This window comes from Nonomuraea sp. NPDC000554 (assembly GCF_040300065.1).
GTDB lineage: Bacteria > Actinomycetota > Actinomycetes > Streptosporangiales > Streptosporangiaceae > Nonomuraea.
This window is the reverse complement of sequence record NZ_JBEPDC010000001.1, coordinates 187,609-213,664: the sequence shown is the minus strand read 5'-3', so window position 1 is coordinate 213,664 and position 26,056 is coordinate 187,609. Positions and strand designations below refer to the sequence as shown.

The following is a 26,056-nucleotide window of genomic DNA, read 5'->3' as shown; positions in this document are numbered from 1 at the left end:
GTGGTCCGAAACACGGGCGAAACACCACTGTGGCGAGATTCACGCATGTGAAACACACCCGGTCGAGCCACGAAACCGCGGGCGAACACGCTGTGGCCACACGTCACATGTAAGGAGGGTCGCGTCGTGAAGATCGATAGCGGCACGACAGCCTGGATGCTTGCGGCAACCGCGTTGGTGCTGCTGATGACACCGGGACTCGCGTTCTTCTACGGGGGCATGACCAGGGCCAAGAGTGTCCTGAACATGATGATGATGTCGTTCGTCGCCATCATCACGGTCACCATCGCCTGGGTGCTCTTCGGGCACTCGCTGGCCTTCAGCGACAACGGCATGGCGTGGCTGAACAACTTCGTGGGCGGGCTCGACCACATCGGCCTGCAGAGCCTGGTGAACACCGCCACCAAGGACGACGGCACCGGGATGCCCAGCCTGGTCTTCTCGGCCTTCCAGCTGACGTTCGCCATCATCACCGTGGCCCTGATCAGCGGCGCGATCGCCGACCGGGCGAAGTTCGGCGCCTGGGTGCTGTTCACCTTCGTCTGGGCGACGATCGTCTACTTCCCCGTGGCGCACTGGGTGTGGGGCACCGGCTGGCTGAACGCCCTCGGCATCGAGGACTTCGCCGGAGGCACGGTGGTCCACATCAACGCCGGCGCCGCCGCGCTGGCCCTGGCCCTGGTGATCGGCAAGCGGCACGGCTGGCGCAAGGAGCCGATGCGTCCGCACAACCTGACGCTGGTCCTGCTCGGCGCGGGCCTGCTGTGGTTCGGCTGGTTCGGCTTCAACGCCGGCTCCGAGCTGGCGGTCGACGGCACGGCGGCGCTGGCGTTCATGAACACCCAGATCGCCACCGCGGTGGCCGCGGGCGCCTGGCTCGTGGTGGAGAAGCTGCGCGACGGGCACGCCACCAGCCTCGGCGTCGCCTCCGGCGCGGTCGCCGGCCTGGTCGCCATCACCCCCGCGTGTGGCTTCGTCGACCCGTGGGCCGCGATGCTGATCGGCCTGGTCGCGGGCGCGGTCTGCGCCTACGCCGTGGGCCTGAAGTACAAGCTGGGCTTCGACGACTCCCTCGACGTGGTCGGCGTCCACCTGGTCGGCGGCGTCATCGGCGCGGTCTCGCTCGGCTTCCTGGCCGTCTACCCCTTCCTGCCGCAGCAGAACAAGGGCCTGCTCTACGGCGGGGGCCTCACCCAGCTCGGCCTGCAGGTGCTCGGCCCGATCGCCGTCGGCGGCTACTCGTTCATCGTGACCTGGGTGATCGGCAAGGTCATCGACAAGACGATGGGCTTCCGCATCCCGGTCGAGGAAGAGGTCACCGGCATCGACGTCACCGCGCACGCCGAGACCGGCTACGACCTCGGCACGGTCTACGCTTCCGGCGTGACCTCCCCTAACGGTCCCCTCACTCCGGCCCAGAAGAAGGTGGAAGCATGAGGCTGATCACGGCCGTCATCAAGCCCTTCAAGCTCGATGACGTCAAGGCGGCCCTGGAGCAGTTCGGCGTCAAGGGCATGACGGTCAGCGAGGCGAGCGGCTACGGCCGCCAGCGCGGTCACACCGAGGTGTACCGCGGCGCGGAGTACCAGGTGGACCTGGTGCCCAAGGTTCGGCTGGAGGTCCTGGCCGAGGAGGACGACGCCGAGGACGTGATCGACGTCATCGTGAAGGCCGCCCAGACCGGGAAGATCGGTGATGGCAAGGTCTGGTCCGTCCCCGTCGACACGGTGATCCGGGTCCGTACGGGAGAGCGCGGTCCTGAGGCCCTGTGAGGGGAGAGGCGCGCTCCTTCGCCGCGGCCCGCAAGGAGCGGGCCGCGGACACCGACCGCTGGCTCAAGGATCTCTTCCGGACGGCGAACGACGGCGGCCAGGTCTCGCTGGTCGCCGTCGGCAGCCTCGGCCGGGGCGAACTGGCTCCGGGCAGCGACCTCGACCTGGTCCTGCTGCACAGCGGCCGCCGCGACGTGGCCAGGATCGCCGACCGTATCTGGTACCCGATCTGGGACTCCGCCGTCGGCCTCGACCACTCGGTGCGAACCGTGGAGGAGGCCGTGGCGGTGGCCCGCGACGACCTCAAGGCGGTGCTCGGCCTCATCCAGGCCAGGCACATCGCCGGTGACCCCGACCTGACCAGGAAGGCCAGGGAGGCGGTGCTCGCCGAGTGGCGGGCCGACTCCCGGCGCAGGCTGGGGGAGCTGCGCGAGGCGGCCGACCAGCGTGCCCAGGTCAGCGGCGAGCTGGCCTTCCTCCTGGAACCCGACCTCAAGGACGGCCGGGGCGGGCTGCGTGACGTCCAGGCCATGCAGGCGGTCGCGGCGGCGTGGGTGGCGTCCGCGCCGGGCCCGCGCGCCCGCGAGGCCCACGAGTTCGTCCTGGACGTGCGGCACGCCCTGCATGTCGTCACGGCCCGCGGCAGCGACAGGCTGGTGCTGCAGGAGCAGGACGCCGTCGCCGGGCTGCTCGGCCTGCTCGACGCCGAGGCGCTGATGCGCAGGCTCGCCGAGGCGGGCCGGACGATCTCACACGCCTTCGACGCGACCTGGCGCACGGTTGACAGGCTGGTGTCAGGCCCGGCTCCCCGGGGCCGCCGTCCGCTGGCCGACGGGGTGGTCGAGCACGGCGGGGAGGTGGTGCTCGCCAGGGGCGCGAACCCGCGCAAGGACCCGGTGCTGGTGCTGCGGGCGGCCGCCGCCGCGGCCGACTCCGGGCTGCCGCTCGCGCCCGCCACGGTGTCCGTCCTGGCTGCTCAGTCGCCTCCGATGCCGGTGCCGTGGCCGGAGGAGGCGCGCGACGCGCTGGTCTCCATCCTGGGCGCGGGACGGGCCGCCGTCCCGGTGTGGGAGGAGCTCGACCAGGCGGGCATCCTTGTCAAGCTGCTTCCTGACTGGGAGCGGGTGCGGCATCGTCCGCAGCGCAACCCGATCCACCGCTTCACCGTCGACAGGCACCTGATCGAGGCGGCGGCCAACGCCGCGAGCCACACCCGCGACGTGTCCCGCCCGGACCTGCTGTTGATCGCGGCGCTGCTGCACGACGTCGGCAAGGGCTGGCCCGGCGACCACTCGGCGACCGGCGAGGTCGTCGTCCGCGACATCGCCGCCCGCATCGGCCTGCCCCCGCAGGACGTCGACACGCTCGCCACCGTCGTCCGCCACCACCTGCTGCTGCCCGAGACCGCCACCCGTCGCGACCTCGACGACCCGGTCACCATCGAGAAGGTCGCGGGCACGGTCGGCTCCCGCGAGGTGCTCGACCTGCTCGCCCCGCTGGCCATCGCCGACGGCCACGCCACCGGGCCCGCCGCCTGGAACGCCTGGAAGGCCGGGCTGGTGGCCGACCTGGTGCGGCGGGTGCGCTCGGTGCTGTCGGGCTCACCGCCGCCCAAGGCGCCCCATCTGTCGGCCGAGCAGGCCGCGCTGGCCAGGCACGGCGGGGGCGCGATCCGGGTGAACGGGGGAGCGGTCACGGTCGTCGCGCACGACCGGGTGGGGCTGCTGTGGAGCGCGGCGGGCGTGCTGGCGGCGCACCGGCTCGTGGTCCGCTCCGCCTCGGCCGCCTCGGCCGGGTCCACGGCCGTGATCGAGTTCTCGGTGATCCCGGAGTACGGGTCGCCGCCCGACCCCGCGACCCTGGAGGCGGACCTCCGGCTCGTCCTTGCTGGACGCCTTGACATCGAGCAGCGGCTGGCCCGCCGTACCAGGTCGATGAGGCCTGCTCGGGTGCCCGTGGCGCCACCGCGTGTGACCTTGGTCGACGACGCTTCCGAGACGGCCACGGTGGTCGAAGTCAGGGCCCATGACAGGCCGGGACTCCTGTGGCGCATTGGACGCGCTTTCGGTGAGTGCGGTCTTGACGTACGAGCCGCCCGAGTGGAGACTCTCGGCGCGGAGGCGGTGGACGTCTTCTATGTGGTTGACCGCGCCGGACGCCCCCTCAGCGACGACGCTCAGCGGACCCAGGTCCGCGACGTGGTGCTTGCTGCACTGCGGTAACCAACGGCACACGACCAGCGGTCACATTTGTAACAATTGTGTCCGATTTGACCTGATACGTCGGATGCTGCGGATACCTTGTGGGACGGCTTGACAGCGGATTGAGGGGTAGCGGTAGCAGTGACAACGGGGAATTCCGACAGCGGCCATGCCGCGAGGCGGGACCGCCCAGTGCGGCCGCTGTCGCGGTACAGCCTGCGCAACTGGCGTGTCCGGTGGCGCCTCACCGCGCTCATCCTGGTTCCCACCGTCGTCGGCGTCGCGCTCGGGGGAGCGCGCGTGCTGGCCTCGGTCCAGAGCATCGGCGCCTACGACCGCACCTCCGCCGCCGCCGCCGAGGCAGGCCGGCTCCGCGACCTGGTCCAGGCGATCGGGCTGGAGCGTGACACCGGCGGCTGGATGGGCGCCAGCTCCGCGATGCGCAAGAAGCTCGGCGCGGTGTACAACGAGCGCAAGGCCGCCGTCGACCGGCTGGTCAAGACCGTCCTGGACGACATGGCGGCGATGGACGAGTCGTACGGCGAGCGCGTCCTGGAGGCCATCAAGCGCGCCCGCTCCGACCTCACCGTGGTGCTGCCCAGGGTCCGCAAGGAGGGCCAGAAGGACCCCTCGCGTTACGACTCCCCGGTCGACAGCCTCCTGCGCGTCCACGACGAGCTGAGCCTGCTCAGCGACGACCCGCAGATCATCGGCCAGTTCCGCGCGATGGGCGCGCTGGCGCGGGCCAAGGAGCAGGTCTCCCGCCAGCGCATCCAGCTGCTCATGAACGCCTACAACGCGTCCGGCGTGGACGCCAAGGAGGTCGAGCGGTTCATCGCCTCCAGCGCCGAGCAGCACTCCGAGATCGCCTCCGTCGGCCAGGAGGCCGGCGCGCAGGTCGGCATGGAGCTGTCCAAGGCGCTGACCCTGGACAAGTACTACCGCACCGAGCTGATGAAGTCCCGCGCCGTGACGCTGGCCAGCGGCAGGGCCCCGGGCGCCAGGCTCAGGGCGGACCTGATCCCCCGCCCCCAGGAGTGGTTCGACGACAACACCGCCACCATCGAGGCGCTGCGCTCGGTCGAGACCACGCTCAAGGACAAGGTGGACCTGCGCAGCCAGGAACTGCGTGACGCCGAGGTGCGCAACGCGGTCATCGCGGGCGTGCTGATCCTGGCGCTGCTGCTGCTCGTCCTGCTCCTCACCGTGGCCATCGCCCGCTCGATGGTCACCCCGCTGCGCCGCCTGCGCACGGAGGCCCTGGAGATCGCCGGATTCCGGCTGCCGGACGTGGTCCGCAAGCTGCGCGTGACCGGCGACGTCTCGACCGAGGTGCGTCCGATCGAGGTCGAGGGCGACGACGAGATCGGGGAGGTCGCCAAGGCGTTCGACCAGGTCCACCGCCAGGCCGTGCGGCTCGCCGGCGAGGAGGCCGAGCTCCGCAGCAACATCAGCGCGATGTTCGTCAACCTCTCCCGCCGCACGCAGACGCTGGTGGAGCGGCAGATCTCGCTGATCGACGGCCTGGAGAAGGGCGAGCAGGACGGCGGCCGGCTGTCCGACCTGTTCAAGCTCGACCACCTGGCCACCCGCATGCGGCGCAACTCCGAGAACCTCCTGGTCCTGGCCGGTCACGAGGCCACCCGCAGGCGCAGCCAGCCGGCCAAGCTGGTCGACGTGGTACGGGCCGCGCTGTCGGAGGTCGAGGGCTACGAGCGGGTCCAGGTCAAGGTGCACCGTTCCACATCCGTGCTCGGCAGCGCCGCCAACGACCTCGTCCACCTGGTGGCCGAGCTGGTCGAGAACGCCATCCAGTTCTCGCCGAGCAGCGCCCAGGTCGTCGTCTCCAGCAGCCTCGTCGAGGGCGGCGGCGCGCTGCTGTCGGTGGCCGACTCCGGCATCAGCATGACCGAGGAGGAGCTGGCCGAGGCCAACCGCCGCCTGGCCGAGCCGCCGGTCGTGGACGTGTCGGTCTCCCGCCGCATGGGCCTGTTCGTGGTCGGCCGGCTGGCGCTGCGCCACGGCATCCGGGTCCAGCTCCGCAAGGGCGACGGCGCCGGCCTGATCGCGATGGTGCTGCTGCCGACGTCGCTGCTCCCTCAGGCGGTACAGCAGCCCCTGCAGCCGCGCCAGGCCTACGGCGCCGGCGGCGGCATGGTCCCCGCGGGGCAGAACGGCAACGGCAACGGCTCGTTCCACTCCTTCGGCAGTTTCGACTCCTTCGACAGCACCGGCTCGGCGCCCAGGAGCCCGTTCACCGCCAACACGGACGGCGGCAGCATCAGGCAGCCGTCGTTCGACCCCGGCTCCTTCCCGTCGTACCCGAGCCCCACGTCCTACCCGAGCCCGCCCAGCGGCTCGTACCCGAGCCAGCCCACTTCCCAGAGCCCTCAGAGCCCCCCGCGCCCCCCGGGCGCCTCGTACCCGAGCACGGAGCGCACCGGCTCCTTCCCGTCCTTCCCGAGCAACGACTTCTCGCGGGGCCCGTTCCAGGCGCCGCCGCCCGCGCCCGCGTCCTCGCCGTACAACACGAACGAGGTGCGCAGGCCCGACCCGCACCCGTCGGTGGAGGTCTCGCCGATGGACGCGGAGCAGGAGGAGTACCTGCCGATCTTCGCCTCGGTCGAGTCGGCGTGGTTCCGTAGGCCGCAAGGCGAGCAGGGCTCGGATTCGTCCCATCGGGATGAGCAGGACTCCGCGCAAGCCGTACGCTCTGGGGAGGAAGCGTGGCGAACCGCCGCTGACGCCGGTTGGCAGGCGGCGGCCGCCGCGAGCGACCCGAGCCTCGGCGGCACCACCGCCGCCGGGCTCCCCAAACGCACGCCCAAAGCGAACCTGGTACCAGGTACAGCCAGCCAGCCCGCGCCGCAGCAGCAGCAACGGCAGGACCCGACGCCGCCGGTCTCCCCCGACCGGATGCGCCGCCGGATGGCCAGTTACCAGCAAGGCGTGCGGCGGGGTCGCGCGGAGGTACGTGAACAGGAGGAACAACAGTGAGCGAGCGGCCTGCGTGTCCCATCAAGGAGGACGCGTGACGACCCTTAGCCACGAGGCGCACCGGTTTGACTGGTTGATCACCGACTTCGTGCGGAACACCCCCGGCGTGGCGCATGCCGTCGTCGTCTCGGCCGACGGCCTCTGCCTGGCCGCTTCCGAGGGGTTCCCGCCGGACCGGGCCGACCAGCTCGCCGCGGTCTCCGCCGGGCTGCTGAGCCTGACCGTGGGCGCGTCCCGCGTGTTCGAAGGCGGCTCGGTGTCACAGACCGTGGTCGAGATGCAGCGCGGCCTGCTCATCGTGATGGCGATCAGCGACGGTTCCGTGCTCACCGTGCTGGCTGGGCCCGACTGCGACATGGGGCTGGTTGCGTACCAGATGACGCTGCTGGTCGACAGGGCCGGGCAGGCCCTCACGCCGGCTCTGCGCGCCGAGCTCCAGGCCGCCAGGACGCGGTGATGCAATGGTGGAACTGATGGAGGAGGGCCGTGTACGGCAGTAGCGGAACCGGGGACGACGAGCCCCTGTTCCGCCCGTACGCGGTGACCGGCGGCCGTTCGGAGCCGCGTTACCACCTGGCGATGGAGACGCTGATCTCGTCCATGTCCATACCGGACGACGAGATGGCCATGCTCACACCCGAGCAGGAGGCCATCATGCAGCTCTGCCGGACCTTCCGGTCGGTCGCCGAGATATCGGCCCTGCTCCGGGTCCCGCTGGGTGTGGCCAGGGTGCTTGTTGCGGACATGTCCGACGAAGGGCTCGTCCGCCTGCACCAGCCGCGCCTCAGCCAGGGACAGCCAGACCTCAACATGCTTGAAAGGGTGCTCAGTGGACTTCGCAGGCTCTAGCCCTGGCCTCACGTCGACGAAGATCGTCGTCGCGGGCGGGTTCGGCGTCGGTAAGACGACGTTCGTGGGGGCGGTGTCCGAGATCCTGCCGCTCACCACGGAAGCGGTGATGACGGACGCGTCCGCGGGCATCGACGACCTCGGTCTGACCCCCAACAAGCAGACGACGACGGTGGCGATGGACTTCGGCCGCCTCTCCCTCGACCGCGACCTGATCCTGTACCTGTTCGGCACGCCCGGACAGCACCGGTTCTGGTTCATGTGGGACGACCTGGTGCGTGGCGCCATCGGGGCCGTGGTGCTGCTCGACACCCGGCGGCTGGCCGACAGCTTCCCGGCCATCGACTACTTCGAGGAGGCGAAGCTGCCCTTCGTGATCGGCGTCAACGGCTGGGAGGGGCAGTTCCCGCACTCGGACAACGAGGTGCGTGAGGCGCTGGCGCTGGGGGCGCACGTCCCGATCGTGCGCACGGACGCGCGCAACCGCGATTCGGTCAAGGCGACGCTGATCTCGCTGGTGGAGCACGTGGTGCGGCTGCGGTCGGCTCCCGTCTCCTAGCGGCGGACCTCCCAGGGAACTCCGTCCAGCGAGTTGAGCACCGGGACGAGCTGCTTCTCCTCGTAGTCGAAGTGGGCTTCCAGTTCGGCGGAGAGGCGGTCCAGCTCGTCCCGGGTGCCGGCGTTGGCCAGCCGCTCGACCAGCCCGGCGACCACCACGTGCTCGGCGCGCAGCCGGTCGAGGGCGGCCTTCAGCTCGGGGAAGCGCTCCTCCAGGTGGGGGAAGGCCACCCGGTCCTCGCCCGAGTGGTGGAAGCTCAGCCGCTCGCAGAACGTCACGCAGTGGGCGCGTAGCTCGCCGCTGAGCGGCTCCCCGGTGCGGAGCCGGGCGAGCTCGGCGCGGAACCAGTCGTGCACGGCCACCAGCTCGTCCCCGAAGGCCCGGACCCGTTCCGCGTCGCCGGTGCCGTCCTGCTGGGCTTCCATCATGTTCACTATCCTTCGTCCAGGCGGGGCAAAATAGCTTTGTATGCATAGCTAATTGCTCATTAAAGGTATTGGGGTGCATGGCGGATGTCAACGGACGGCCTGAGCGTGGACGAGAGCATCCGCACGCTGCTGCTGCTGATGCCGCGCATGGTGGGCAGGGCCAAGCGGCTGGGAGTGCCCGAAGAGCTGCGGTCGCTCTCGCTCGCGCCCCGGCACCTGTCGCTGCTGGCCTACCTGCTGTTCGACGGGGCGATGACGGTCAACGAACTGGCGTCGCGGCTGGAGGTGGCGCCGGCGACGGTCAGCCTGATGGTCGGCGAACTGAGCCGCAAGGGCGTCCTCGACAGGCGCGAGGACGACGCCGACCGGCGGCGGACGATCGTCAGCATCGCCGAGGCGCGGCGCGACGCCATCTCGGAATGGCTCGGCCACGGGGCCGCCGCCTGGCGCGCGGCCCTGGAACCGCTCACTCCCGCCGAGCGGCGGCTGTTCGTGCGCACGCTGCTCGCCTACGAGCAGGCGCTGTCGGGCTGAGCTGAGCGCTGTCGGCCCCTCAGGTCGCGCGGCCGGCGATCAGGGCCCCGATGCCGTCGAGGACGCGTTCCAGGCCGAACTCGAAGGCGTGCTGCGCGCTGTAGGCGCTGCCCAGGGCCTCGGCGGCGGCCTCGCCGACCCGTGCGGCCGTCGGGTAGCGGCTGGTGTCGGCGATCCGGCTGAGGAAGGGCGCGTGCGCGGCCCACCACTGGTCGTCGGACATCCCCGTCTCACTCTCCGCCTGCGCGGCCTCGACCGCGCCCCTGGCCGTGCCGTGCACGAACCCGGTGATCAACGTGATCGCGGAGTCCATCTCCACGTCCGTCAGCCCGATGCCGGAGACGGCGCGGAGCTCGTAGTCGTACTTGGCGATGACGTTCGGCCCGAGCACCGGGCGGCTCGTCGCCACCTGGAGCAGCCAGGGGTGGCGCACGTACAGCGCCCAGTTCTCCCTGGCGATCAGCGCCAGGCGTTCCCGCCAGCCGCCGGGCACGTCCTCCGGCCTGGCCGTCTCGCCGTACACGGTGTCGAGCATGACGTCGAACAGTTCGGGCTTGCCCGGCACGTACGTGTAGAGCGACATCGTCCCGACGCCGAGCTTCTCGGCGACCCGGCGCATGGACAGGGCCTGCAGCCCCTCGGCGTCGGCCACCTCGATGGCGGCGCGCACGATCCTGTCGACGCTCAGGTCGGGCTTGCCCTTGCGGCTGGTGCGTTCGCTCGTGCGCCAGAGCAGCGCGAGGCTGCGCGCCGGGTCGCCCTTGCCGGAGTACTCGATCGTCACATCCGTACGGTACACCGTACGGTTGCGTGGCTTCAATCGTATGCTGTACGGTACGGCGTACGGAAATGGAGGTGCCATGTCAGCGGTACTGGCGCAGGGCCTGCGCAAGACCTACGGCAAGAAGACCGCGCTGGACGGGTTCGACCTGGAGGTGAGGGAGGGCACCGTCTGCGGGCTGCTCGGCCCCAACGGCGCGGGCAAGACCACGGCCGTCCGCATCCTCACCACGCTGCTGCGTCCCGACGGCGGTCACGCGTCGGTGGGGGGCTTCGACCTGGCCACGCGGCCCCACCAGGTGCGGCGCAGCATTGGCCTGGTCGGCCAGCACGCGGCCGTGGACGAGGTGCTGACCGGGCGGCAGAACCTGGAGTTGTTCGGACGCCTCTACCACCTCGACTCCCGCACGGCCCGCACCAGGGCCGCCGAGCTGCTCGACGCGTTCGGCCTGGAGCATCCGGGCCCGGTCAAGGAGTACTCGGGAGGCATGCGACGCCGCCTCGACCTGGCGGCCGGCATGATCCTCTCCCCGCCGGTGCTCTTCCTGGACGAGCCCACGACCGGCCTCGACCCGCGCAGCCGCGCCGAGGTGTGGCGGGCGGTGCGCGGGCTGGTCGCGGGCGGCACCACGGTCCTGCTCACCACCCAGTACCTGGAGGAGGCCGACCAGCTCGCCGACCGCGTCTCGGTGATCGACAGCGGCAGGGTGATCGCCGAGGGCACCCCTGACGAGCTGAAGTCCAGGCTGGGCGGCGACCGCGTGGACGTGGTCGTCAGGCACGCGGACCGGCTCGCGGAGGCCGTGGAGATCGTCGGGCGGGTGGCGTCCGCGCCGGCGGAGTGCGACGAGGACACCCGGCATGTCAGCGCTCCCGTGACGGAGCGGGTCCAGGCGCTGACGGAGGTGCTGGGCGCGCTCGCGGCGGCGGGCGTCGACGTGGAGGACGTCGGCCTGCGCAGGCCGACGCTGGACGAGGTCTTCCTGAGCCTCACGGAGAACGAGGAGCTGCCTCGATGACCACGAACCCGACACCCACGAACCCGACACCCACGAACCAGCGGCCCGCGAGCGCCGCGTTCGCGAACCCGACGGCCGCTCGCTCGACGGCGGCGAGTCAGGCGCTCGCGAACCAGAGGCCCGCCGTCGAGGACGGGCCGCTAGCCCGGCTGCGCTGGGCCCTGGCCGACGGTTGGACCGTCGCCAGGCGGGACCTGATCCACTGGACCGCCCAGCCCATGACGATCGTGTTCGGGGTGGTCTTCCCCGTCATGATCACCCTGGCGTTCGGCTACCTGTTCGGCGGTGCGGTGGACGTGCCCGACGGCGCCGACTACTTCGCCTTCCTCATGCCCGGCATGTACGGCATGACGATGCTGTTCGGCCTCGGCGCCACCATGGTCGCGGTCACCACGGACCTGTCGCGCGGCGTGACCGACAGGTTCCGCTCGATGCCGATGGCACCCTCGGCCGTCCTCCTCGGCCGGGCGGTCGCCGACCTGCTGACCTCGGTCCTGATGCTGGCGGGCATGCTCGCCTGCGGGCTGGCGGTCGGCTGGCGTCCTGATGACCCGTTGGGCGCCCTGGGCGCGGTAGGTCTGCTGCTCCTGCTCCGCTTCGCCCTGCTCTGGGCGGGGATCTACCTCGGACTGCTGACCAAGGAACCGGGTGCGATCACCGCCATCCAGACCCTGGAGTTCCCGATCGGCTTCCTCTCCAACGCCTTCGTCGCCCCCGGCACCATGCCGGGCTGGCTCGGCGCCATCGCCGAGTGGAACCCGCTCTCCTCGACGGTGGCCGCGGCCAGACAGCTGTTCGGCAACCCCGGCTGGGGCGGCGACTCCTGGGTGGCCCAGCATCCGGTGCAGATGGCCGTCGTCTGGCCACTGCTGATCACGGCCGTCTTCTTCACCCTCTCGGTCCGCCTCTACCAGCGCCTCGACCGCTGAGATCCACCGACCCAGGTCGTGAGATGTCGGTGCTGTGGTCGCACAATGTCGGTACGACGACCCGTGAAATGTCGGTTCACCTACCTGTGGAATGTCGATTCCACAGGTAGGAGGAGAGGTTCCTGCTTGCCTGGTCACGCAACCTGAACGCCCGCGCCATACGACGTCCCAAGTTGCACGTCACGGACACCGGACTCGCAGGTCGGGCACCGGACCGGAGCGCGATCGCTGGCCTTCGGTGATCGGCTGACCGCGCTGCCGATCAGCGCCCTATGGGATCGGTGACGCTCCGGGTGGGAGCGTGGTGCTGCGGCTCAGTGGGCTCGGCCCGGCTCCGTGAGCAGGGCGATCGACTGCTGGGCTGAGCGGATGCGCCGGGTGCGGGCCTCGTCGGCGACGCCGAGCTTGAGGCCCTCCTCGGCGATGGCGCCGAACGCGGCGAACGCCGCCAGGCGCTGGCGCACCACCTTCTCGAACGCGTCGTCCTCGATCCGGTAGTACGCGGTGCGCTCGCCGGCCCGGGTGTGCCGCCTGACCAGGCCGATGGACGTCAGCAGTCGCATGTTGGACGTCAGCGACGCCCTGCTGGCCCCGATCGCGTCGGCGATGTCGCCCGCCGACTGCTCGGGCGGGGCGCAGATCAGCAGCCAGCCGAGGATGCGGCCGGTGATCGGGGCGAGCCCCCACGCCTCGTTGCAGAACGTCGCCACGCGCTCGACCCATTCGAGCAACTGCTCGTGATCGGCGTCACCCGATGGTGCCATGTCGGCCACAGCCTTTCGTCGTCTGATGCTATTTCAGAATAGGCTGAAACTCCTGGACTAGGCGAATCGTCAGGGCGTGTGGCGGTAGAACTCGACGGGCTCCGGAGCCAGGGGGGTGTTGCCGAGGATGAGGTCGGCCGCCTTCTCGGCCAGCATCATCACGGGCGCGTAGATGTTGCCGTTCGTCACGTACGGCATGGCGGACGCGTCCACGACGCGCAGCCCGTCCAGGCCGTGCACCCGCATGGTCGCGGGGTCGACCACCGACATCTCGTCCACGCCCATCCTGCAGGTGCAGGACGGGTGCAGCGCGGTCTCGCCGTCACGCGCGACCCAGGCCAGGATCTCCTCGTCGGTCCGGACCTCGGGACCGGGCGAGAGCTCGCCGCCGTCCAGGTCCGCCCACGCGGGCTGCGACAGGATCTCCCTGGCGTGCCTGATCGCCTCCACCCACTCGCGGCGGTCCTGCTCGGTGGACAGGTAGTTGAACCGCAGCTCGGGCTTCTTCCCGGGGTCCGCCGAGGTGATCCGGACGTGGCCGCGGGCGTCGGAGTACATCGGCCCGACGTGCACCTGGTAGCCGTGCCCGCCCGCCGGGGCGGAGCCGTCGTAGCGGACCGCGATGGGCAGGAAGTGGAACATCAGGTTCGGGTAGGCCACGTCGTCGTTCGAGCGGATGAACCCGCCCGCCTCGAAGTGGTTCGTCGCCCCGGGCCCGCCGCGCAGGAACAGCCACTGCGCGCCGATGAACGGCCTGCGCCACATGGCCAGCGACGGCTGCTGCGACACCGGCCGGGTGCAGGCGTGCTGGACGTAGACCTCCAGGTGGTCCTGGAGGTTCTCCCCTACGCCCGGCAGGTCGTGCACCACCGGCACGCCGACCGGTTCGAGCACCCGCGCGGGCCCGACACCCGACAACTGCAGGAGCTGCGGCGAGTTGATCGCCCCGCCGCACAGGATCACCTCGCCGGCCGTGATCCGCTCGCCGCCGCAGACCACGCCGACCGCCCGCGTCCCCTCGAAGACGACCTTCTCCACGAGGGCACGCGTCCTGATCGTGAGGTTGCGGCGGTTTCGCACCGGATGCAGGTAGGCGCGCGCCGCGCTCAGCCGTCTGCCGCGGTGGATGTTGCGGTCGAAGGCCGCGAAGCCCTCCTGGCGCAGGCCGTTCACGTCGTCCGTGAGCGGGTGGCCCGCCTGCTGGACGGCCTCGAAGAACGCGTCGAACAGCGGGCCGCGGGCCGGGCCGCGCTCCAGCTTGAGCGGGCCGCCGTCGCCGCGGAGGGCCGAGCCGGGGTCCGCCAGGCAGTTCTCCATCCGTTTGAAGTACGGCAGGCAGTGCGCGTAGTCCCAGTGCTCCATGCCCGGGTCCGCGGCCCAGCGCTCGTAGTCGAGGGGGTTGCCGCGCTGGAAGATCATGCCGTTGATGCTGCTCGAACCGCCGAGGACCTTGCCGCGGGCGTGGTAGATGCGCCGTCCGCCCATGTGCGGCTCGGGCTCGGACTCGTACTTCCAGTCGTAGAAGCGGCTGCCGATGGGGAACATCAGCGCGGCCGGCATGTGGATGAACACGTCCCAGAGGTAGTCGGGCCTGCCCGCCTCCAGCAGCAGCACCGACACCGACGGGTCGGCGCTCAGCCGGTTGGCCAGGGCGCATCCGGCCGATCCGCCGCCCACGATGACGTAGTCGAAGCTCAACGCGGAATCCAGTCCTTCCACACGATCTTGTTCTCGTCCACCCACCGCTTGGCGGCCTGCTCGGCGGTCATCCTCTTGTTGACCATGTCGCTGGCGACCGCGTTCTGGTTGTCGTTGGTCCAGGTGAAGTTGCGCACCAGCTCGTAGGCCTTGCCGCCGTTCTGGGCGAACGACCTGCTCACGATCTTGTCGAGCAGGTACGGCGGGTAGTCGCAGGCGACCGTGGCGGCGTCGTCGTCGCAGCCGATGGCGTACGGCGGGAGGTTGATCTTGACGAGTTTGAGCTTGGTGAACAGCCATTGCGGCTCGTAGAAATACATGAGTAGTGGCGTCCGATTCTTGGTCGCCGACTCGGCCGCCTTGATGAGAGCGTCCTCGCTGCCGGAGTAGACGACCTTGTAATCGAGGTCGAGGTTGCGGATGAGCGCCTCGTCGTTGGTCACGAAGGACGGGTCGCCGTCGAGCACTTGACCGGCATTTCCCGATTTAGCGGTACGGAAGAGGCTTGCATACTTGTTCAGACGTCGCCAGTCGGTGATATCTGGGTATTTCCTGACCATCCACTCAGGGACATACCATCCGATCACGCCTTTGTTCCCGGTGAGACCGGCCGACAACGCGACCTTCCTGTCCTCGATGTACTCCTTCTTGAGATCGTTGTGGCCCCAGTTCTCAACGATCACGTCGACTTTGCCGCTCTGGAAGTCCTTCCAGGAATCCTCTTCCTTCATCTTCCTGGTCCGGACCTTGTACCCCAGTTCGTGCTCGAGCAGATAGCTCAGGACGGCCGCCTGGGCCTCGTACCCCAGCCAGCCGTGGATGTCGATGTCGACCGTCCCCTTCGCCCCGGCGGCCGGCGCGGGCTCCTCGCTGGAGCAGGCGGTCAGGAGCAGGGCCGCGACCAGCGGCCCCGCGAGCGTCTTGGTTCGCATCAGAGGTCTCCACGACGGTGGCCGCGGATGTCCGGGCCACCGTCACGAGCGGTCACGTGAGGGTCACTTGGGGATCCAGGCCTGCCACTTGGCGGTGTTGGCCTCGATCCACTTCTTGGCGGCCTGCTCGCCGGTCAGCCCGTTGTTGGTCATGTCGTTGGCGACGGCGTTCTGGTCCTCGTTGGTCCAGGTGAAGTTCTTGACCAGCTCGTACGCCTTGCCGCCGGTGTCGGCGAACTTCTTGCTGACGATCTTGTCCAGGTCCAGCTCGGCGTAGTCGCAGGCGACCTTCTTGGGGTCGGCGTCGCACCCTTCGGCGTAGGCGGGCAGGTTCACCCGGGTCAGCTCGACCTTGTCGAACAGCCAGTGCGGCGTCCAGAAGTAGAACAGCAGCGGCTTCTTCTGCTCCTGCGCCTGCGTGGCGGACTTGAGCAGGGCCGCCTCGCTGCCGCCCGTCACCACCTTGTAGTCGAGCTTGAGGTTCTTGACCAGGGCCTCGTCGTTGGTGACGTAGCTCGGGTCGCCGTCGAGGATCTGGCCCTTGTCGCCGGACTCGGAGGTCTTGAACAGGGAGGCGTACTTGTTCAGGTTCTTGTAGTCGGTGATGTCCGGGTACTTGTCGGCCATCCACTTGGGGACGTACCAGCCGATGATGCCCTTGTTGCCCGTCGACCCGGCCGACAGCGCGACCTTCTTCTCGTCGATGAACTTCTTCTTCAGATCCGGGTGGCCCCAGTTCTCGATGATGACGTCCACGTCGCCGGTCTCGAAGCCCTCCCAGGAGAGCTGCTCCTTGATCTCGGGCAGCTCCACGGTGTAGTGCAGCTCGTTCTTCAGCAGGTACGCGACGACGTTGGCGCTGGCCTCGTAGCCCACCCACGGGTTGATCGCGATCTTCACGGTGCCGGCGCTCGCGGCGCTGGCGCTGCCCTGCTGCGGAGCGGCGGCGCTGGGAGACTCTTCGACCTTGGCGCCACCGCACCCGGCGGCGGCGAGTCCGAGCGTGAGCAGGCCTGCGAGCAGGCGGATCTTCATGCGTTCTTCCTTTGTTGGGGGGACGGGCGCCTGTCGGCGCCCTGCGTGATGCGGTCGAGCATGATGCCGAGCAGGACCGTCGCGATGCCCGCGGCGAAGCCCATGCCGAAGTCCGTGCGCTGGGAGAAGCCGGTGACCACGTCGTAGCCGAGCGCCCCCGCCCCCACCAGCCCGCCGACGACCACCATGGCCAGGGTCAGCACGATGCCCTGGTTGGCGGCCAGCAGGATGGCCCGGCGCGCCATCGGGAGCTGCACCTTCCACAGCAGTTGCCCCGGGGTGGACCCGGCGGAGACGGCGGCCTCCACCACGGTGGCGGGGACCGCCCTGATGCCGTCCTCGACCAGGCGGACGACCGGCGGGACCGCGTAGATGACCGAGGCGAAGATCGCGGTGAACCTGGTGGTCTCGAACAGCGCGAGCGCGGGGAGCAGGTAGACGAAGGCGGGCATGGTCTGCGCGGCGTCGAGTATCGGACGCTGCACGGCCGAGTACCTCGGCGAGCGGGCCCCCGCCACGCCGAGCAGCAGGCCGATGACCAGGGTCACGAGCACCGCGACCGTCACCGTGGTGAGCGTCCGCATGGCGTGGTCCCAGGTGCCCAGCAGCGCGATCGCCAGCAGGCAGCCGAGCGCCGTCAGCGCGGCCCGCACACCGCTCACCCACCAGGCCAGCAGCAGCATGGCGGTGGCGACCAGCCACCACGGGGCCGAGGTGAGCACCTCCTCCAGCGGGTTGAGCAGGCCCGTGGAGGTGGCGTCCTTGACGAAGGTGGTGACGGCGTACCAGTTGCTCTCGGCCCAGTGGACGGCGTCGTTGACCGCGGCCACGAAGTTGACCGACCAGTTCTGCGGCCACTCGGCGGGCAGCAGCGGGGTCAGCGCGAGCCCGGCCACGACCAGCGCGGCGGCCCCCACCAGCCGGCCCCTGCCGAGCCTGCTGTGCGGGTCGCGCCTGGCGAGGGCCGTCATGGTCCGGTCGAGGACGACGGCCATGACCACGATCGCGATGCCCGCGGGCAGCATGATGCCGACCTGCGCCCGCGACAGCCCGCGGATGATGTCGCCGCCCAGCCCCGGCGCGGAGATCAGGTTGGCGATGACCACCATCGACAGCGCCATCATGATCGTCTGGTTGACGGCCAGCGCCATCGTGGACCTGGCGAGCGGCAGGTAGACCTTGAACAGCGTCTGCGCGCGGGTGGCGCCGAGCGACGCGGACGCCTCGACCGCGGTGGGGGAGACCTGCTGGATGGCCAGCGAGGTGATGCGGATCGCGGGCGGGATCGAGTAGATCATCGTCGCGATGGCCCCCGCGGCCGGGCCGATGTGGAAGAAGAGCACGAGCGGCGCCAGGTAGGCGAACGTCGGCATGATCTGCATGATGTCGAGCACCGGCGTGACCACCCCGCGCGCCCGGCGCGAGAGCCCCGCCCACACCCCGAGCGGGATCCCGACCGCCAGAGACAGCAGCACCGACGCGGCGACCAGCGCCAGCGTGTCGACGCTCGACTCCCACAGGCCCAGCACGCCGAACGAGCCGGTCCCGGCCACGGCCAGCAGCGCGATCCGCCAGCCGCCCGCCAGCCAGGCCAGCGCGCCGAGCACGCCGATCAGCCCCGGCCATCCCAGCACGTACAGGACGCTCTGGAAGAGCGTGTAGACGCCGCCGACGAACAGCCGGATGTAGTTGAGGAAGTACAGGAACAGCGGGCTGGAGTTCCTGTTGTCGTCGATCCACTCGCGCAGGTCGGTGATGGCGGTGAACTGCGGGGCGTCGTTGTCGTGGGGGAGGGTGCCCGTCCCGCGGAAGACCAGGTACGCCAGCGCGAGCAGGACCGTCACTCCCGCCGGGGCCGCCCACCGCGGCAGCTTCATCCTGGACGGGGTCGAGACGGCCGTGGTGCTCATGCGCCGGCCCGTGCGGCGTGCGCGTCGTGGACCGGCTGGTCCTGCCCGGACAGGAAGGTGAGCAGGTCGACCCGGTCCACGACGCCGACCAGCTCGTCGCCGTCGACCACCCTGATCGGCCGGGCCGAGCCGGACGCGACGGCGATGGCGTCCTTGATGATGGTGGTCGCGGGCAGCGCCGGGCCGTCGAGCGACTCGCCCGGCTCGGGCGGGCGGCACATCCAGCGCAGCGTGAGGACGTGACTCCTCGGCACGTCGCGGACGAAGTCGGCCACGTAGTCGTCGGCGGGGGCGCCCACCAGCTCCTCCGGCGTGCCGAGCTGCACGATCGAGCCCGCCCGCATGATCGCGATGCGCTCGCCCAGCTTGAGCGCCTCCGACAGGTCGTGCGTGATGAACACCATGGTCTTGCCGACTTCCCTGTGCAGGCGGATCACCTCGGCCTGCATGTCGCGGCGGATCAGCGGGTCGAGCGCGCTGAACGGCTCGTCGAACAGCATCACCTGGGGATCGACCGCCAGCGCGCGGGCCAGCCCGACCCGCTGCTGCATGCCGCCGGAGAGCTGGTCGGGGTAGGCGTCGGCGTGGCCGTCGAGGCCGACGAGGGAGAGGATCTCGCCGGCGCGGGCGCGCCTGGCGGCCTTGGCCAGGCCCTGGACCTCCAGCCCGTAGGCGACGTTGTCGATCACCCGCCGGTGCGGGAGCAGGCCGAAGTGCTGGAAGACCATGCTGACGTGATGGCGGCGCAGTTCGCGTAAGCGGGCGGGGGAGGCGCGGCCGACGTCCTCGCCGCCGATCCTGATCTCGCCCGCGCTCGGTTCGACGAGCCGGGTCAGGCAGCGGACGAGCGTCGACTTTCCGCTTCCCGACAGCCCCATGACCACGAAGACCTCACCGGGGCGTACGGCGAAACTGACGTCCCTGACGGCGGCGGTGCAGCCGGTCTTCTCCCTCAGCGCCGCCGGTTCGAGATTCCTGTCCTCGCTGCCCAGCACCTTTTCCGCCGTCGCACCGAAGATCTTCCACAGCCCTTCGACGTCAATGGCCGCACTGTCGGGAGAATCCCCCACGCTCGCCTCCTTGGCTATCGCGGGGCTCAACATATGGCTTCGTAAACGGAAATCTCAACGGCGTGACCTTGAAGAGACCGGGGTGCCTCTCCGGCGTTACCTCGTTGGAACGCGACAATCGCCCATAAGTGGACACCTATCAAGTCATAGGATTATTTTTCGCCCCATGGCTCCACGATAGGAGCACCAGCTTCTCTTCACTCCCGTCACATAGCTTGACTTTTGTCGCGTTATGTTCGATTGGCCGTCTCACTTGGGATGTGTTCCAATTACCCGGACTTGCTGGATTTCTCAGGGATCCCACAGGTCCCTCCAAATACGCCGATTCGGGCGAGAGGTTGCGTTCGGTGAGTACTGAGTTGGGCGAGAGGCAGCCAGACGAGGGAAACTGGCGCCTGCGCAATTGGCGCGTCCGGGCACGGCTGGTGGCCCTCATCCTGATCCCGACCGCCGCCGCCGTGCTGCTCGGCGGCGTGCAGGTGATCGCCTCGACGGGCGCCGCCGCCGACTACGCCCGCACCAACAAGCTCGCCCGTCTCTCCGAACAGGTCGGCGCGCTCACCCACCTGATCTCCGGCGAGCGCGCCAGGACCTCCTGGTACATCGCCAAGAGACGGCCCACCACCATGCTGTCGAGCGTGCGCAGCCAGATGGACCAGGTGAACGAGGGCGTCAAACAGGTACGCGCGAACGCCCAGCAACTCCTGGGCGAGGTGACGGGACGCACCGCCGACCAGATCGAGACCATGCTGAGCCGCCTCGACGACCTCGCCGGGCTGCGCCAGCAGGCACTCGACGCGGCCCTGCTGCCCTCGGCCGCCGTCGACCTCTACACCACCGTCATCGACGACCTGCTCTCCGTGCACAACGAGCTGATCAAGGGCAGCCAGGACGACGAACTGTTCCGCCAGTCGCGCATGCTCGACGCGCTCGCCCACGCCAAGGAGAGCATCTCCCACCAGCAGGCGCTGGTCACCACGGTCCTGGTCGAGGGCAGGTTCGACCAGGAACAACTCAAGCGCTTCCTCGGCGAGCTGTCGCGGGAGACCAACGAGCGCAGAAGCTTCGCCGCGGAGGCCACCTCCGGCGAACGGCGCTTCTTCGACGAGACCGTCAACGGCAGGTCCTCCGACCGCATGCTGTTCCTGCGCGAGCTGGTGCTGATCAGGGCCACCGCCGGGCTTCCGCTGCGCGGCCTGGACCTGGGCAGGGGCAGGCGCGACGACGCCAAGGAGTGGTTCGAGGCGAGCGACGTCGTCGCCGGGTCGATGCGCGAGGTCGAGCAGCGCCAGGCCGCCGGGATCGTCACCCGCAGTCAGGAGCTGAGCTCGGCCGAGCAGCAGCGCGCCTACGTCATCGCGGGTGCCGTGCTGGCGCTGCTGGTGGCCGTCCTGCTGATCACCACCGGGGTGGCCAGGTCGCTGGTCCGCCCGCTGCGCAAGCTGCGCACCGAGGCGCTGGAGATCGCGGGCAAGCGGCTGCCCGACTTCGTCCAGCACCTGCGCGAGACGCGGGACGGCGCCGCCAACGCGCAGGTGCCGCCCATCGGCATCTTCTCCAAGGACGAGGTCGGCGAGGTCGCCCGCGCCTTCGACGAGGTGCACCGGGAAGCGGTCCGGCTGGCGGGCGACGAGGCGCGGCTGCGCTCCAACGTCAACGCGATGTTCGTCAACCTCTCGCGACGCAGCCAGACGCTGGTCGAACGGCAGCTCACCCTGATCGAGCGGCTGGAGCGCGGTGAGCGCGACGACACCAGGCTGGGCGACCTGTTCAGACTCGACCACCTGGCCACCCGCATGCGCCGCAACAGCGAGAACCTGCTGGTCCTCGCCGGGCAGGAGGCGGCACGCAAGTGGAGCGAGCCGGTCGAGCTGATGGACATCGTGCGCGCCGCGCTCGGCGAGGTGGAGAGCTACGACCGGGTCAGCATCCAGGTGCAGTCGGAGGTCGCGGTCGCCGGGCAGGCCGTCAGCGACGTCGTGCACCTGCTCGCCGAGCTGGTCGAGAACGCCGTCTCGTTCTCCTCGGGCGACACCAAGGTCGTCATCTCCAGCAGCCGCATCGACGGCGGCGGGGTGATGGTGTCGGTCACCGACAACGGCATCGGGATGGGCCCGGAGGAGCTGACCCAGGCCAACTGGCGGCTGGCCAACCCGCCCGTCGTGGACGTGTCCGTCTCCCGCCGGATGGGCCTGTTCGTGGTCGGCCGCCTCGCGCTGCGGCACAGCATCAGGGTGCAGCTGCGCCGGCAGGACGTCGGCGGGCTGGCCGCCATGGTGCTGGTGCCGGAGACCCTGCTGACGCCGGTGCCCGGCGCGCTGCCGGACCCGGCGCCGTTCGTCTCTGTGCCGATGCAGGCCACACCGTCCATGCCCAGGCACGGCCACCCCTCGTTCGACAGCTCCTTCGGCAGCTCGTTCGACTCTCTGACCGAGTCGCCGTTCGACAGGGCCGTCCGCGCGCCCGAGCCGTCCTTCGACGGGCCCGTCTTCCCGTCCGCAGAGTCGGCCTACGAGTCGGCCACCGGTTCGGCTTACGACACGGTGCCGCCGCCCGAGCCGTCGTCCTGGTTCGTCTCTCAGCGCACCCACTCGGCGGAGACGCCGCCGCCCGCGCCCGAACCGCCGCAGCCCTCGCCGTCGGGCGAGGAGTTCCTGCCCATCTTCTCCTCCGTCGAGTCGAGCAGCGTCGAGTCGAGCGCCGTCGAGTCGAGCAGCTGGTTCAGCAAGGCCGCGCCGACACCGGACCGGCGCGAGCCCTCCTGGGACTCGCCCGCTGACGACGGGTGGCAGGCCGCGGGGGCGGCCAGCGAGCCCGCCGACAGCGGGACGACGGCCTCCGGGCTGCCCAGGCGGACGCCGAGGGCGAACCTGGTGCCCGGCTCCGCGTCGTCCGCCCTGCAGCAGGGCCCGCCGCCGGCACTGCCGGTCTCGCCCGACCGGCTGCGTCACAGGCTTGCCAGCTACCAGCAGGGTGTGCGGAAAGGCCGCGCCGAGCTAGAGGAGGACGAGTGAAGGATCTGAGCCCGGAGGCCAGGGATGTGAACTGGCTGGTCACCGGCTTCGTCGAGCAGGTGCCCGGAGTCGCCCACGCGGTGGTCGTCTCCGCGGACGGCCTGCCGATGGCCTTCTCCCGCGGCTTTCCCCGAGACCGCGCCGACCAGCTGGCGGCCATCGCGGCCGGGCTGGTCAGCCTCACCGAGGGCGCGGCGCGCGTGTTCGAGGGTGGAGGAGTCACCCAGACCCTGATCGAGATGGATCTCGGGCTGCTGTTGGTGATGTCCATCAGTGATGGATCGTCGCTTGCCGTGTTGGCCGCACCCGACTGTGACATGGGCTTGGTGGCGTACCAGATGACGATCCTGGTCGAACGCGCGGGGCAGGTGCTCACACCTGCCGTCCGCGCGGAGCTGTCGGCCGCACGCCCCTGGTGATCGGAGTGGATCTTGGCATCGTGGCATGACGGCGGGCCGGAGCCGGAGCGCAGCTCGCTGGTCCGGATGTATGCGGTCACCGGCGGCCGTACGGCCCCGCGGAGCGGGCTGGCCATGGAGGCGCTGGTGTCCTCGGCGACGTCCGCTCAGCTGGGCATGGCGTTCACGAGGGAGTACCGTGCGATAAGCGAACTGTGCCGTCAGGTACGGTCGGTGGCGGAGATCTCCGCGTTGCTCGCGATCCCGCTCGGCGTCGCCCGGGTGCTGGTGGCGGACATGGAGGCGGAAGGGCTGGTACGGGTCTACCAGCCGCAGTTGGAAGCGGGCCTGCCCGACAGGAGCCTGCTCGAAAGGGTGCTCAGTGGACTTCGGAGGCTCTAGTGGGCTCGCCTCGACGAAGATCGTCGTCGCCGGCGGGTTCGGCGTCGGCAAGACCACGTTCGTCGGCTCGGTGTCGGAGATCATGCCGTTGACCACCGAGGCGCTGATGACCGACGCCTCGGCCGGCATCGACGACCTGGCGCGCACGCCGGGCAAGACCACCACCACCGTGGCCATGGACTTCGGCCGCCTCTCCCTCGACCACGACCTGATCCTCTACCTGTTCGGCACCCCAGGTCAGCACCGGTTCTGGTTCATGTGGGACGACCTGGTGCGCGGGGCCGTCGGCGCGGTCGTCCTGGTCGACTCGCGGCGGCTGGCCGACAGCTTCCCCGCCGTCGACTACTTCGAGAACGCCAAGGTGCCGTTCGTCGTCGGGCTGAACGGCTGGAACGGGGAGTTCCCGCACGGCGAGCACGACGTGCGGGAGGCGCTCACGCTCTCGCCGCACGTCCCGATCGTCCGCACGGACGCGCGCGCCCGCCAGGCCGTCAAGAGCACGCTCATCTCGCTGGTCGAGCACGCCCTCATGGCCAGGACACACCCCTGACGGTTACCGGCTCCACCAGTGGGCGGCCACCAGCTCTGCCACCAGCGTCTCCGTCAGCAGGGCCACGTCGGCGTCCTCCTCGTGCCGGTAGTGGACCGCGGCGGCCGCGTCCTTGACGTCCGCGCCCACGGTCAGGACGGTCGAGCCGCGCTGGCGGACCCAGTCCATGGCCTGCTCGTCGTAGCGCGAACCGGGGTAGAGGATGGCCCGGTAGTCGAGGGTCTTGGTGAGGTAGACGTCCACGTGCGACCAGTCGCCCGCCTCGCAGGCGTCGGCCGGGCGGCGCGGGCCCTCGCGGAACATCAGGGCCGACTGCTGGGCCGACGACAGGCGCTCGGCGGGGGCGATCGCGTAGACGCCGTGCGGGCCGTCGAGCAGTTCCAGCGCCGTCGGGAGCCACTGGTCCCGGCGGTCGAGGAGGTCGGCGGTGGCCTCGGCGCTCCGCCGCACCAGGGCGGCCACGTCGCGCCGGGACCCGGTCAGGCGCGACTCCAGCGCGAGCAGGAGGGCGAGCGTGTGCTGGAACGTCCGGCAGGCCACGCCGCCGCGCTCCTGGCCCGCGAGCATCGGGACCACCAGGTCGGCGTCCTGCGCGATCGGTGAGTCGGGGTCGTTGGTGAGCGCCGCCACGAACGACTCGCGGCCCGTGTAGCGTGCCACGGCGTCCAGCGTCTCCCGGCTGCCGCCGGTCGCCGAGATGGGCACGACCAGCGTCTCCGGCCCCGGCGGGAAGGTCGCCGAGGCGGACGCGTACTCGGCGTACGCGTCCACGCCCGCGGCACGCAGCCGCAGCGCGGCCACACCAGCGGCGTAACGCGAGCTGCCCATGCCGAGGAAGAGCACCCGGCGGACGCCCTCCGGGAGCGCGTCGAACGGGTCGGCCGCGTCCAGCGCGTCGGCCAGCGCGGCCAGGGCGGCGGGCTTGGCCTCCAGATCGGCCAGGTAGAGCTCGGGGTTCATGGGGTCTCCTCTTGGTGTCCGGCCTGGTCGAGGGCGGGGTTCATCGGGTGTCGTCCTGGTACCAGGCGCGCAGCACGCCCATGGGGGCGTAGCGCCAGCGAGGCAGGTGGCGGGCCGCGTAGATCAGCTCGCGGCACTCCTGCTCGATCTCGAACGGGCGCAGCAGCGACTCGTCCAGCAACTCCGGCCTGCCGCGCTCGGCCAGGCGTGCCCGGTAGGCGTCCAGCGTCACCGCGCGTGCCTCCCGCGCCCAGGCGGCGGCCTGGTCCGCCGGGACGCCTCGCCGTTTGACGGCCACCTGTGCCACGTGCTCCAGGCTCGTGGTCAGCTGGGCCACGTCCCGGGCGGCCGGCTGGTACGGCTCCGCGTCGGTGACGGTCGGGTTGCCGTCGAAGTCGATCACGGCGTAGCCGTCGCGCCACTGGAGGATCTGGCCCACGTGCAGGTCGCCGTGGATGCGGATGAGGGGAGTGGTGACGCCGTCCCGCAGCGGGGCCAGCCCGCGCCTCAGCTCCGCGGCCTTCGACGCCAGCCACCGGCCGTCCTCGCCGTCGGTGAGGGCCAGCGCCTCGTCAACGGCCCGCGCCGCACGATCGGCGACGCCGCCCGCCGCCCGGCCTGCTGCGCTGTTCGCCGTGCCGCCCATGTCGGTGGAGGGGCGCAGGGTGGACAGGGCGAGGTGGAGGTCGGCGGCGAGGCGGCCGAGTTCGGCGGCGAAGGCGGTGCGGGCGGCCTCCGCCTCGTCCACGCACCACTCCCAGCCGTCCCTGGCGCCGGGGAGGTAGCCCGTGGCGAGCGCCAGGAGGGTCTCCTGATCTCCGTCCACGCAGGTGAGGGCGGCGTAGGGCGGAGCGGTGTCGTTGAAGCCGACCTCAACGAGATGGGCGAGGATTTCCGGGGCCGGATGGGGCATCGCCACCGGCGGTGTGAGCCATTTGACCACCACCTGCTCGCCCACCACGACGGAGTAGTTCGTCTGGTCCACGTGTTCACCGAAATCTCGTTCAGCGGGGGCCCCAGTGTGGAGTTCGCGACCTTCGTACGAGAAGGTTGGCAGGGCACGGAACCGGCGGACGGCGAACGGCGGCGGCACCTCGGTGCCGGAACGTGCCAGACCGGTGAGGAGCGCGGTGGTCAGCCCGCGGTCCCGGGCGGTGAGGGGGGTCTCACCGAGAGAGGTCAGCCGCTTCCATATTGAATCCGGATTCAACACTGTGATCAAACTTCCTGGTGACAATGTCCGGAAAAGTCTTGC

The 26,056-nt window shown here is 70.3% G+C and carries 24 protein-coding genes; 14 read left to right on the top strand and 10 right to left on the bottom strand.

From position 1 onward, the window contains the following. The first annotated feature begins 126 nt into the window (after nt 1-126). The 7 genes from ABT294_RS01200 (at nt 127) to ABT294_RS01170 (ending at nt 8,378) form a co-directional block, all read left to right on the top strand. Nucleotides 127-1,437, top strand: coding sequence for an ammonium transporter (locus ABT294_RS01200; RefSeq protein ID WP_350802668.1), 1,311 nt, complete (start codon nt 127-129; stop codon nt 1,435-1,437). Beyond that, nucleotides 1,434-1,772: a P-II family nitrogen regulator gene (locus ABT294_RS01195; protein ID WP_184945529.1), complete on the top strand. Its 339-nt coding sequence runs from the start codon at nt 1,434-1,436 to the stop codon at nt 1,770-1,772. The genes ABT294_RS01200 and ABT294_RS01195 overlap by 4 nt, the downstream gene beginning before the upstream one ends. After that, nucleotides 1,769-3,994, top strand: coding sequence for a [protein-PII] uridylyltransferase (locus ABT294_RS01190; protein WP_350802667.1), 2,226 nt, complete (start codon nt 1,769-1,771; stop codon nt 3,992-3,994). Before ABT294_RS01195 ends, ABT294_RS01190 begins: the two co-directional genes overlap by 4 nt. 171 nt (nt 3,995-4,165) lie before the next feature. Further along, the gene (locus ABT294_RS01185; protein ID WP_350802666.1) at nt 4,166-6,970 is read left to right on the top strand and encodes a sensor histidine kinase; all 2,805 of its coding nucleotides are present in this window, start codon (nt 4,166-4,168) and stop codon (nt 6,968-6,970) included. A 34-nt stretch (nt 6,971-7,004) separates the two neighbouring features. Then, nucleotides 7,005-7,427: a roadblock/LC7 domain-containing protein gene (locus ABT294_RS01180; RefSeq protein ID WP_049575902.1), complete on the top strand. Its 423-nt coding sequence runs from the start codon at nt 7,005-7,007 to the stop codon at nt 7,425-7,427. A 29-nt stretch (nt 7,428-7,456) separates the two neighbouring features. Then, the gene (locus ABT294_RS01175; protein WP_350802664.1) at nt 7,457-7,819 is read left to right on the top strand and encodes a DUF742 domain-containing protein; all 363 of its coding nucleotides are present in this window, start codon (nt 7,457-7,459) and stop codon (nt 7,817-7,819) included. Beyond that, nucleotides 7,800-8,378, top strand: a complete 579-nt coding sequence (locus ABT294_RS01170; protein WP_350802663.1) for a GTP-binding protein — start codon at nt 7,800-7,802, stop codon at nt 8,376-8,378. Before ABT294_RS01175 ends, ABT294_RS01170 begins: the two co-directional genes overlap by 20 nt. Here ABT294_RS01170 and ABT294_RS01165 read toward each other — a convergent pair. Further along, on the bottom strand, nt 8,375-8,806 hold the full coding sequence (locus ABT294_RS01165) for a hemerythrin domain-containing protein (RefSeq protein ID WP_350802662.1): 432 nt from the start codon (nt 8,804-8,806) through the stop codon (nt 8,375-8,377). The genes ABT294_RS01170 and ABT294_RS01165 overlap by 4 nt on opposite strands. An 84-nt stretch (nt 8,807-8,890) precedes the next feature. Between ABT294_RS01165 and ABT294_RS01160 the strand changes: the two genes are divergently transcribed. Continuing rightward, nucleotides 8,891-9,340: a MarR family winged helix-turn-helix transcriptional regulator gene (locus ABT294_RS01160; protein WP_350802660.1), complete on the top strand. Its 450-nt coding sequence runs from the start codon at nt 8,891-8,893 to the stop codon at nt 9,338-9,340. 19 nt (nt 9,341-9,359) lie between these two features. Here the strand turns inward: ABT294_RS01160 and ABT294_RS01155 are convergent, their stop codons facing one another. Then, a complete protein-coding gene (locus tag ABT294_RS01155; protein ID WP_350802659.1) occupies nt 9,360-10,124 on the bottom strand; it encodes a TetR/AcrR family transcriptional regulator in 765 nt (254 codons plus the stop codon). Between the two features lie 76 nt (nt 10,125-10,200). Between ABT294_RS01155 and ABT294_RS01150 the strand changes: the two genes are divergently transcribed. Together ABT294_RS01150 and ABT294_RS01145 are read left to right on the top strand one after the other, a co-directional pair. After that, on the top strand, nt 10,201-11,139 hold the full coding sequence (locus tag ABT294_RS01150) for an ATP-binding cassette domain-containing protein (RefSeq protein WP_350802657.1): 939 nt from the start codon (nt 10,201-10,203) through the stop codon (nt 11,137-11,139). Next, complete coding sequence (locus ABT294_RS01145; protein WP_350802656.1) at nt 11,136-12,068, top strand: ABC transporter permease; 933 nt, start codon at nt 11,136-11,138, stop codon at nt 12,066-12,068. The genes ABT294_RS01150 and ABT294_RS01145 overlap by 4 nt, the downstream gene beginning before the upstream one ends. A gap of 314 nt (nt 12,069-12,382) precedes the next feature. Here the strand turns inward: ABT294_RS01145 and ABT294_RS01140 are convergent, their stop codons facing one another. The 6 genes from ABT294_RS01140 to ABT294_RS01115 all read right to left on the bottom strand — a co-directional run bounded on the left by ABT294_RS01140 (nt 12,383) and on the right by ABT294_RS01115 (nt 19,510). After that, on the bottom strand, nt 12,383-12,832 hold the full coding sequence (locus ABT294_RS01140; protein WP_350802655.1) for a GbsR/MarR family transcriptional regulator: 450 nt from the start codon (nt 12,830-12,832) through the stop codon (nt 12,383-12,385). A gap of 69 nt (nt 12,833-12,901) precedes the next feature. Continuing rightward, nucleotides 12,902-14,551, bottom strand: a complete 1,650-nt coding sequence (gene betA / locus ABT294_RS01135) for a choline dehydrogenase (protein ID WP_350802654.1) — start codon at nt 14,549-14,551, stop codon at nt 12,902-12,904. Then, on the bottom strand, nt 14,527-15,462 hold the full coding sequence (locus tag ABT294_RS01130; protein WP_350802653.1) for an ABC transporter substrate-binding protein: 936 nt from the start codon (nt 15,460-15,462) through the stop codon (nt 14,527-14,529). The genes betA and ABT294_RS01130 overlap by 25 nt, the downstream gene beginning before the upstream one ends. A 63-nt stretch (nt 15,463-15,525) precedes the next feature. Then, nucleotides 15,526-16,497: an ABC transporter substrate-binding protein gene (locus ABT294_RS01125; RefSeq protein ID WP_350802652.1), complete on the bottom strand. Its 972-nt coding sequence runs from the start codon at nt 16,495-16,497 to the stop codon at nt 15,526-15,528. Next, nucleotides 16,494-18,407, bottom strand: coding sequence for an ABC transporter permease (locus ABT294_RS01120; protein WP_350802651.1), 1,914 nt, complete (start codon nt 18,405-18,407; stop codon nt 16,494-16,496). The genes ABT294_RS01125 and ABT294_RS01120 overlap by 4 nt, the downstream gene beginning before the upstream one ends. Then, nucleotides 18,404-19,510, bottom strand: a complete 1,107-nt coding sequence (locus ABT294_RS01115) for a quaternary amine ABC transporter ATP-binding protein (RefSeq protein WP_502911935.1) — start codon at nt 19,508-19,510, stop codon at nt 18,404-18,406. Before ABT294_RS01115 ends, ABT294_RS01120 begins: the two co-directional genes overlap by 4 nt. Before the next feature lie 314 nt (nt 19,511-19,824). Between ABT294_RS01115 and ABT294_RS01110 the strand changes: the two genes are divergently transcribed. From ABT294_RS01110 to ABT294_RS01095, 4 genes are all read left to right on the top strand, one after another. Continuing rightward, the gene (locus ABT294_RS01110) at nt 19,825-22,491 is read left to right on the top strand and encodes a sensor histidine kinase (protein ID WP_350802647.1); all 2,667 of its coding nucleotides are present in this window, start codon (nt 19,825-19,827) and stop codon (nt 22,489-22,491) included. Then, on the top strand, nt 22,488-22,910 hold the full coding sequence (locus ABT294_RS01105) for a roadblock/LC7 domain-containing protein (protein ID WP_350802645.1): 423 nt from the start codon (nt 22,488-22,490) through the stop codon (nt 22,908-22,910). The genes ABT294_RS01110 and ABT294_RS01105 overlap by 4 nt, the downstream gene beginning before the upstream one ends. 66 nt (nt 22,911-22,976) lie before the next feature. Continuing rightward, complete coding sequence (locus ABT294_RS01100) at nt 22,977-23,291, top strand: DUF742 domain-containing protein (protein ID WP_350803329.1); 315 nt, start codon at nt 22,977-22,979, stop codon at nt 23,289-23,291. Then, nucleotides 23,272-23,841, top strand: a complete 570-nt coding sequence (locus ABT294_RS01095) for a GTP-binding protein (protein WP_350802644.1) — start codon at nt 23,272-23,274, stop codon at nt 23,839-23,841. Before ABT294_RS01100 ends, ABT294_RS01095 begins: the two co-directional genes overlap by 20 nt. A gap of 3 nt (nt 23,842-23,844) precedes the next feature. Here the strand turns inward: ABT294_RS01095 and ABT294_RS01090 are convergent, their stop codons facing one another. Both ABT294_RS01090 and ABT294_RS01085 read right to left on the bottom strand, forming a co-directional pair. Beyond that, nucleotides 23,845-24,801 carry an SIS domain-containing protein gene (locus tag ABT294_RS01090; protein ID WP_350802643.1) on the bottom strand — a complete coding sequence of 319 codons (957 nt, stop codon included), beginning with the start codon at nt 24,799-24,801 and terminating at the stop codon, nt 23,845-23,847. Between the two features lie 40 nt (nt 24,802-24,841). Beyond that, a complete protein-coding gene (locus tag ABT294_RS01085) occupies nt 24,842-25,786 on the bottom strand; it encodes a hypothetical protein (RefSeq protein ID WP_350802642.1) in 945 nt (314 codons plus the stop codon). Nucleotides 25,787-26,056: the final 270 nt, after the last annotated feature.

What these genes read in the sequence shown, in the direction of transcription:
- ABT294_RS01120 (WP_350802651.1), bottom strand. Translation starts at nt 18,407, where the DNA reads ATGAGCACCACGGCCGTCTCGACCCCGTCCAGGATGAAGCTGCCGCGG.
- ABT294_RS01160 (WP_350802660.1), top strand. Translation starts at nt 8,891, where the DNA reads ATGTCAACGGACGGCCTGAGCGTGGACGAGAGCATCCGCACGCTGCTG.
- ABT294_RS01100 (WP_350803329.1), top strand. Translation starts at nt 22,977, where the DNA reads ATGTATGCGGTCACCGGCGGCCGTACGGCCCCGCGGAGCGGGCTGGCC.
- ABT294_RS01165 (WP_350802662.1), bottom strand. Translation starts at nt 8,806, where the DNA reads ATGATGGAAGCCCAGCAGGACGGCACCGGCGACGCGGAACGGGTCCGG.
- ABT294_RS01145 (WP_350802656.1), top strand. Translation starts at nt 11,136, where the DNA reads ATGACCACGAACCCGACACCCACGAACCCGACACCCACGAACCAGCGG.
- ABT294_RS01090 (WP_350802643.1), bottom strand. Translation starts at nt 24,801, where the DNA reads ATGAACCCCGAGCTCTACCTGGCCGATCTGGAGGCCAAGCCCGCCGCC.
- ABT294_RS01115 (WP_502911935.1), bottom strand. Translation starts at nt 19,510, where the DNA reads ATGTTGAGCCCCGCGATAGCCAAGGAGGCGAGCGTGGGGGATTCTCCC.
- ABT294_RS01140 (WP_350802655.1), bottom strand. Translation starts at nt 12,832, where the DNA reads ATGGCACCATCGGGTGACGCCGATCACGAGCAGTTGCTCGAATGGGTC.
- ABT294_RS01150 (WP_350802657.1), top strand. Translation starts at nt 10,201, where the DNA reads ATGTCAGCGGTACTGGCGCAGGGCCTGCGCAAGACCTACGGCAAGAAG.
- ABT294_RS01130 (WP_350802653.1), bottom strand. Translation starts at nt 15,462, where the DNA reads ATGCGAACCAAGACGCTCGCGGGGCCGCTGGTCGCGGCCCTGCTCCTG.
- ABT294_RS01195 (WP_184945529.1), top strand. Translation starts at nt 1,434, where the DNA reads ATGAGGCTGATCACGGCCGTCATCAAGCCCTTCAAGCTCGATGACGTC.
- ABT294_RS01125 (WP_350802652.1), bottom strand. Translation starts at nt 16,497, where the DNA reads ATGAAGATCCGCCTGCTCGCAGGCCTGCTCACGCTCGGACTCGCCGCC.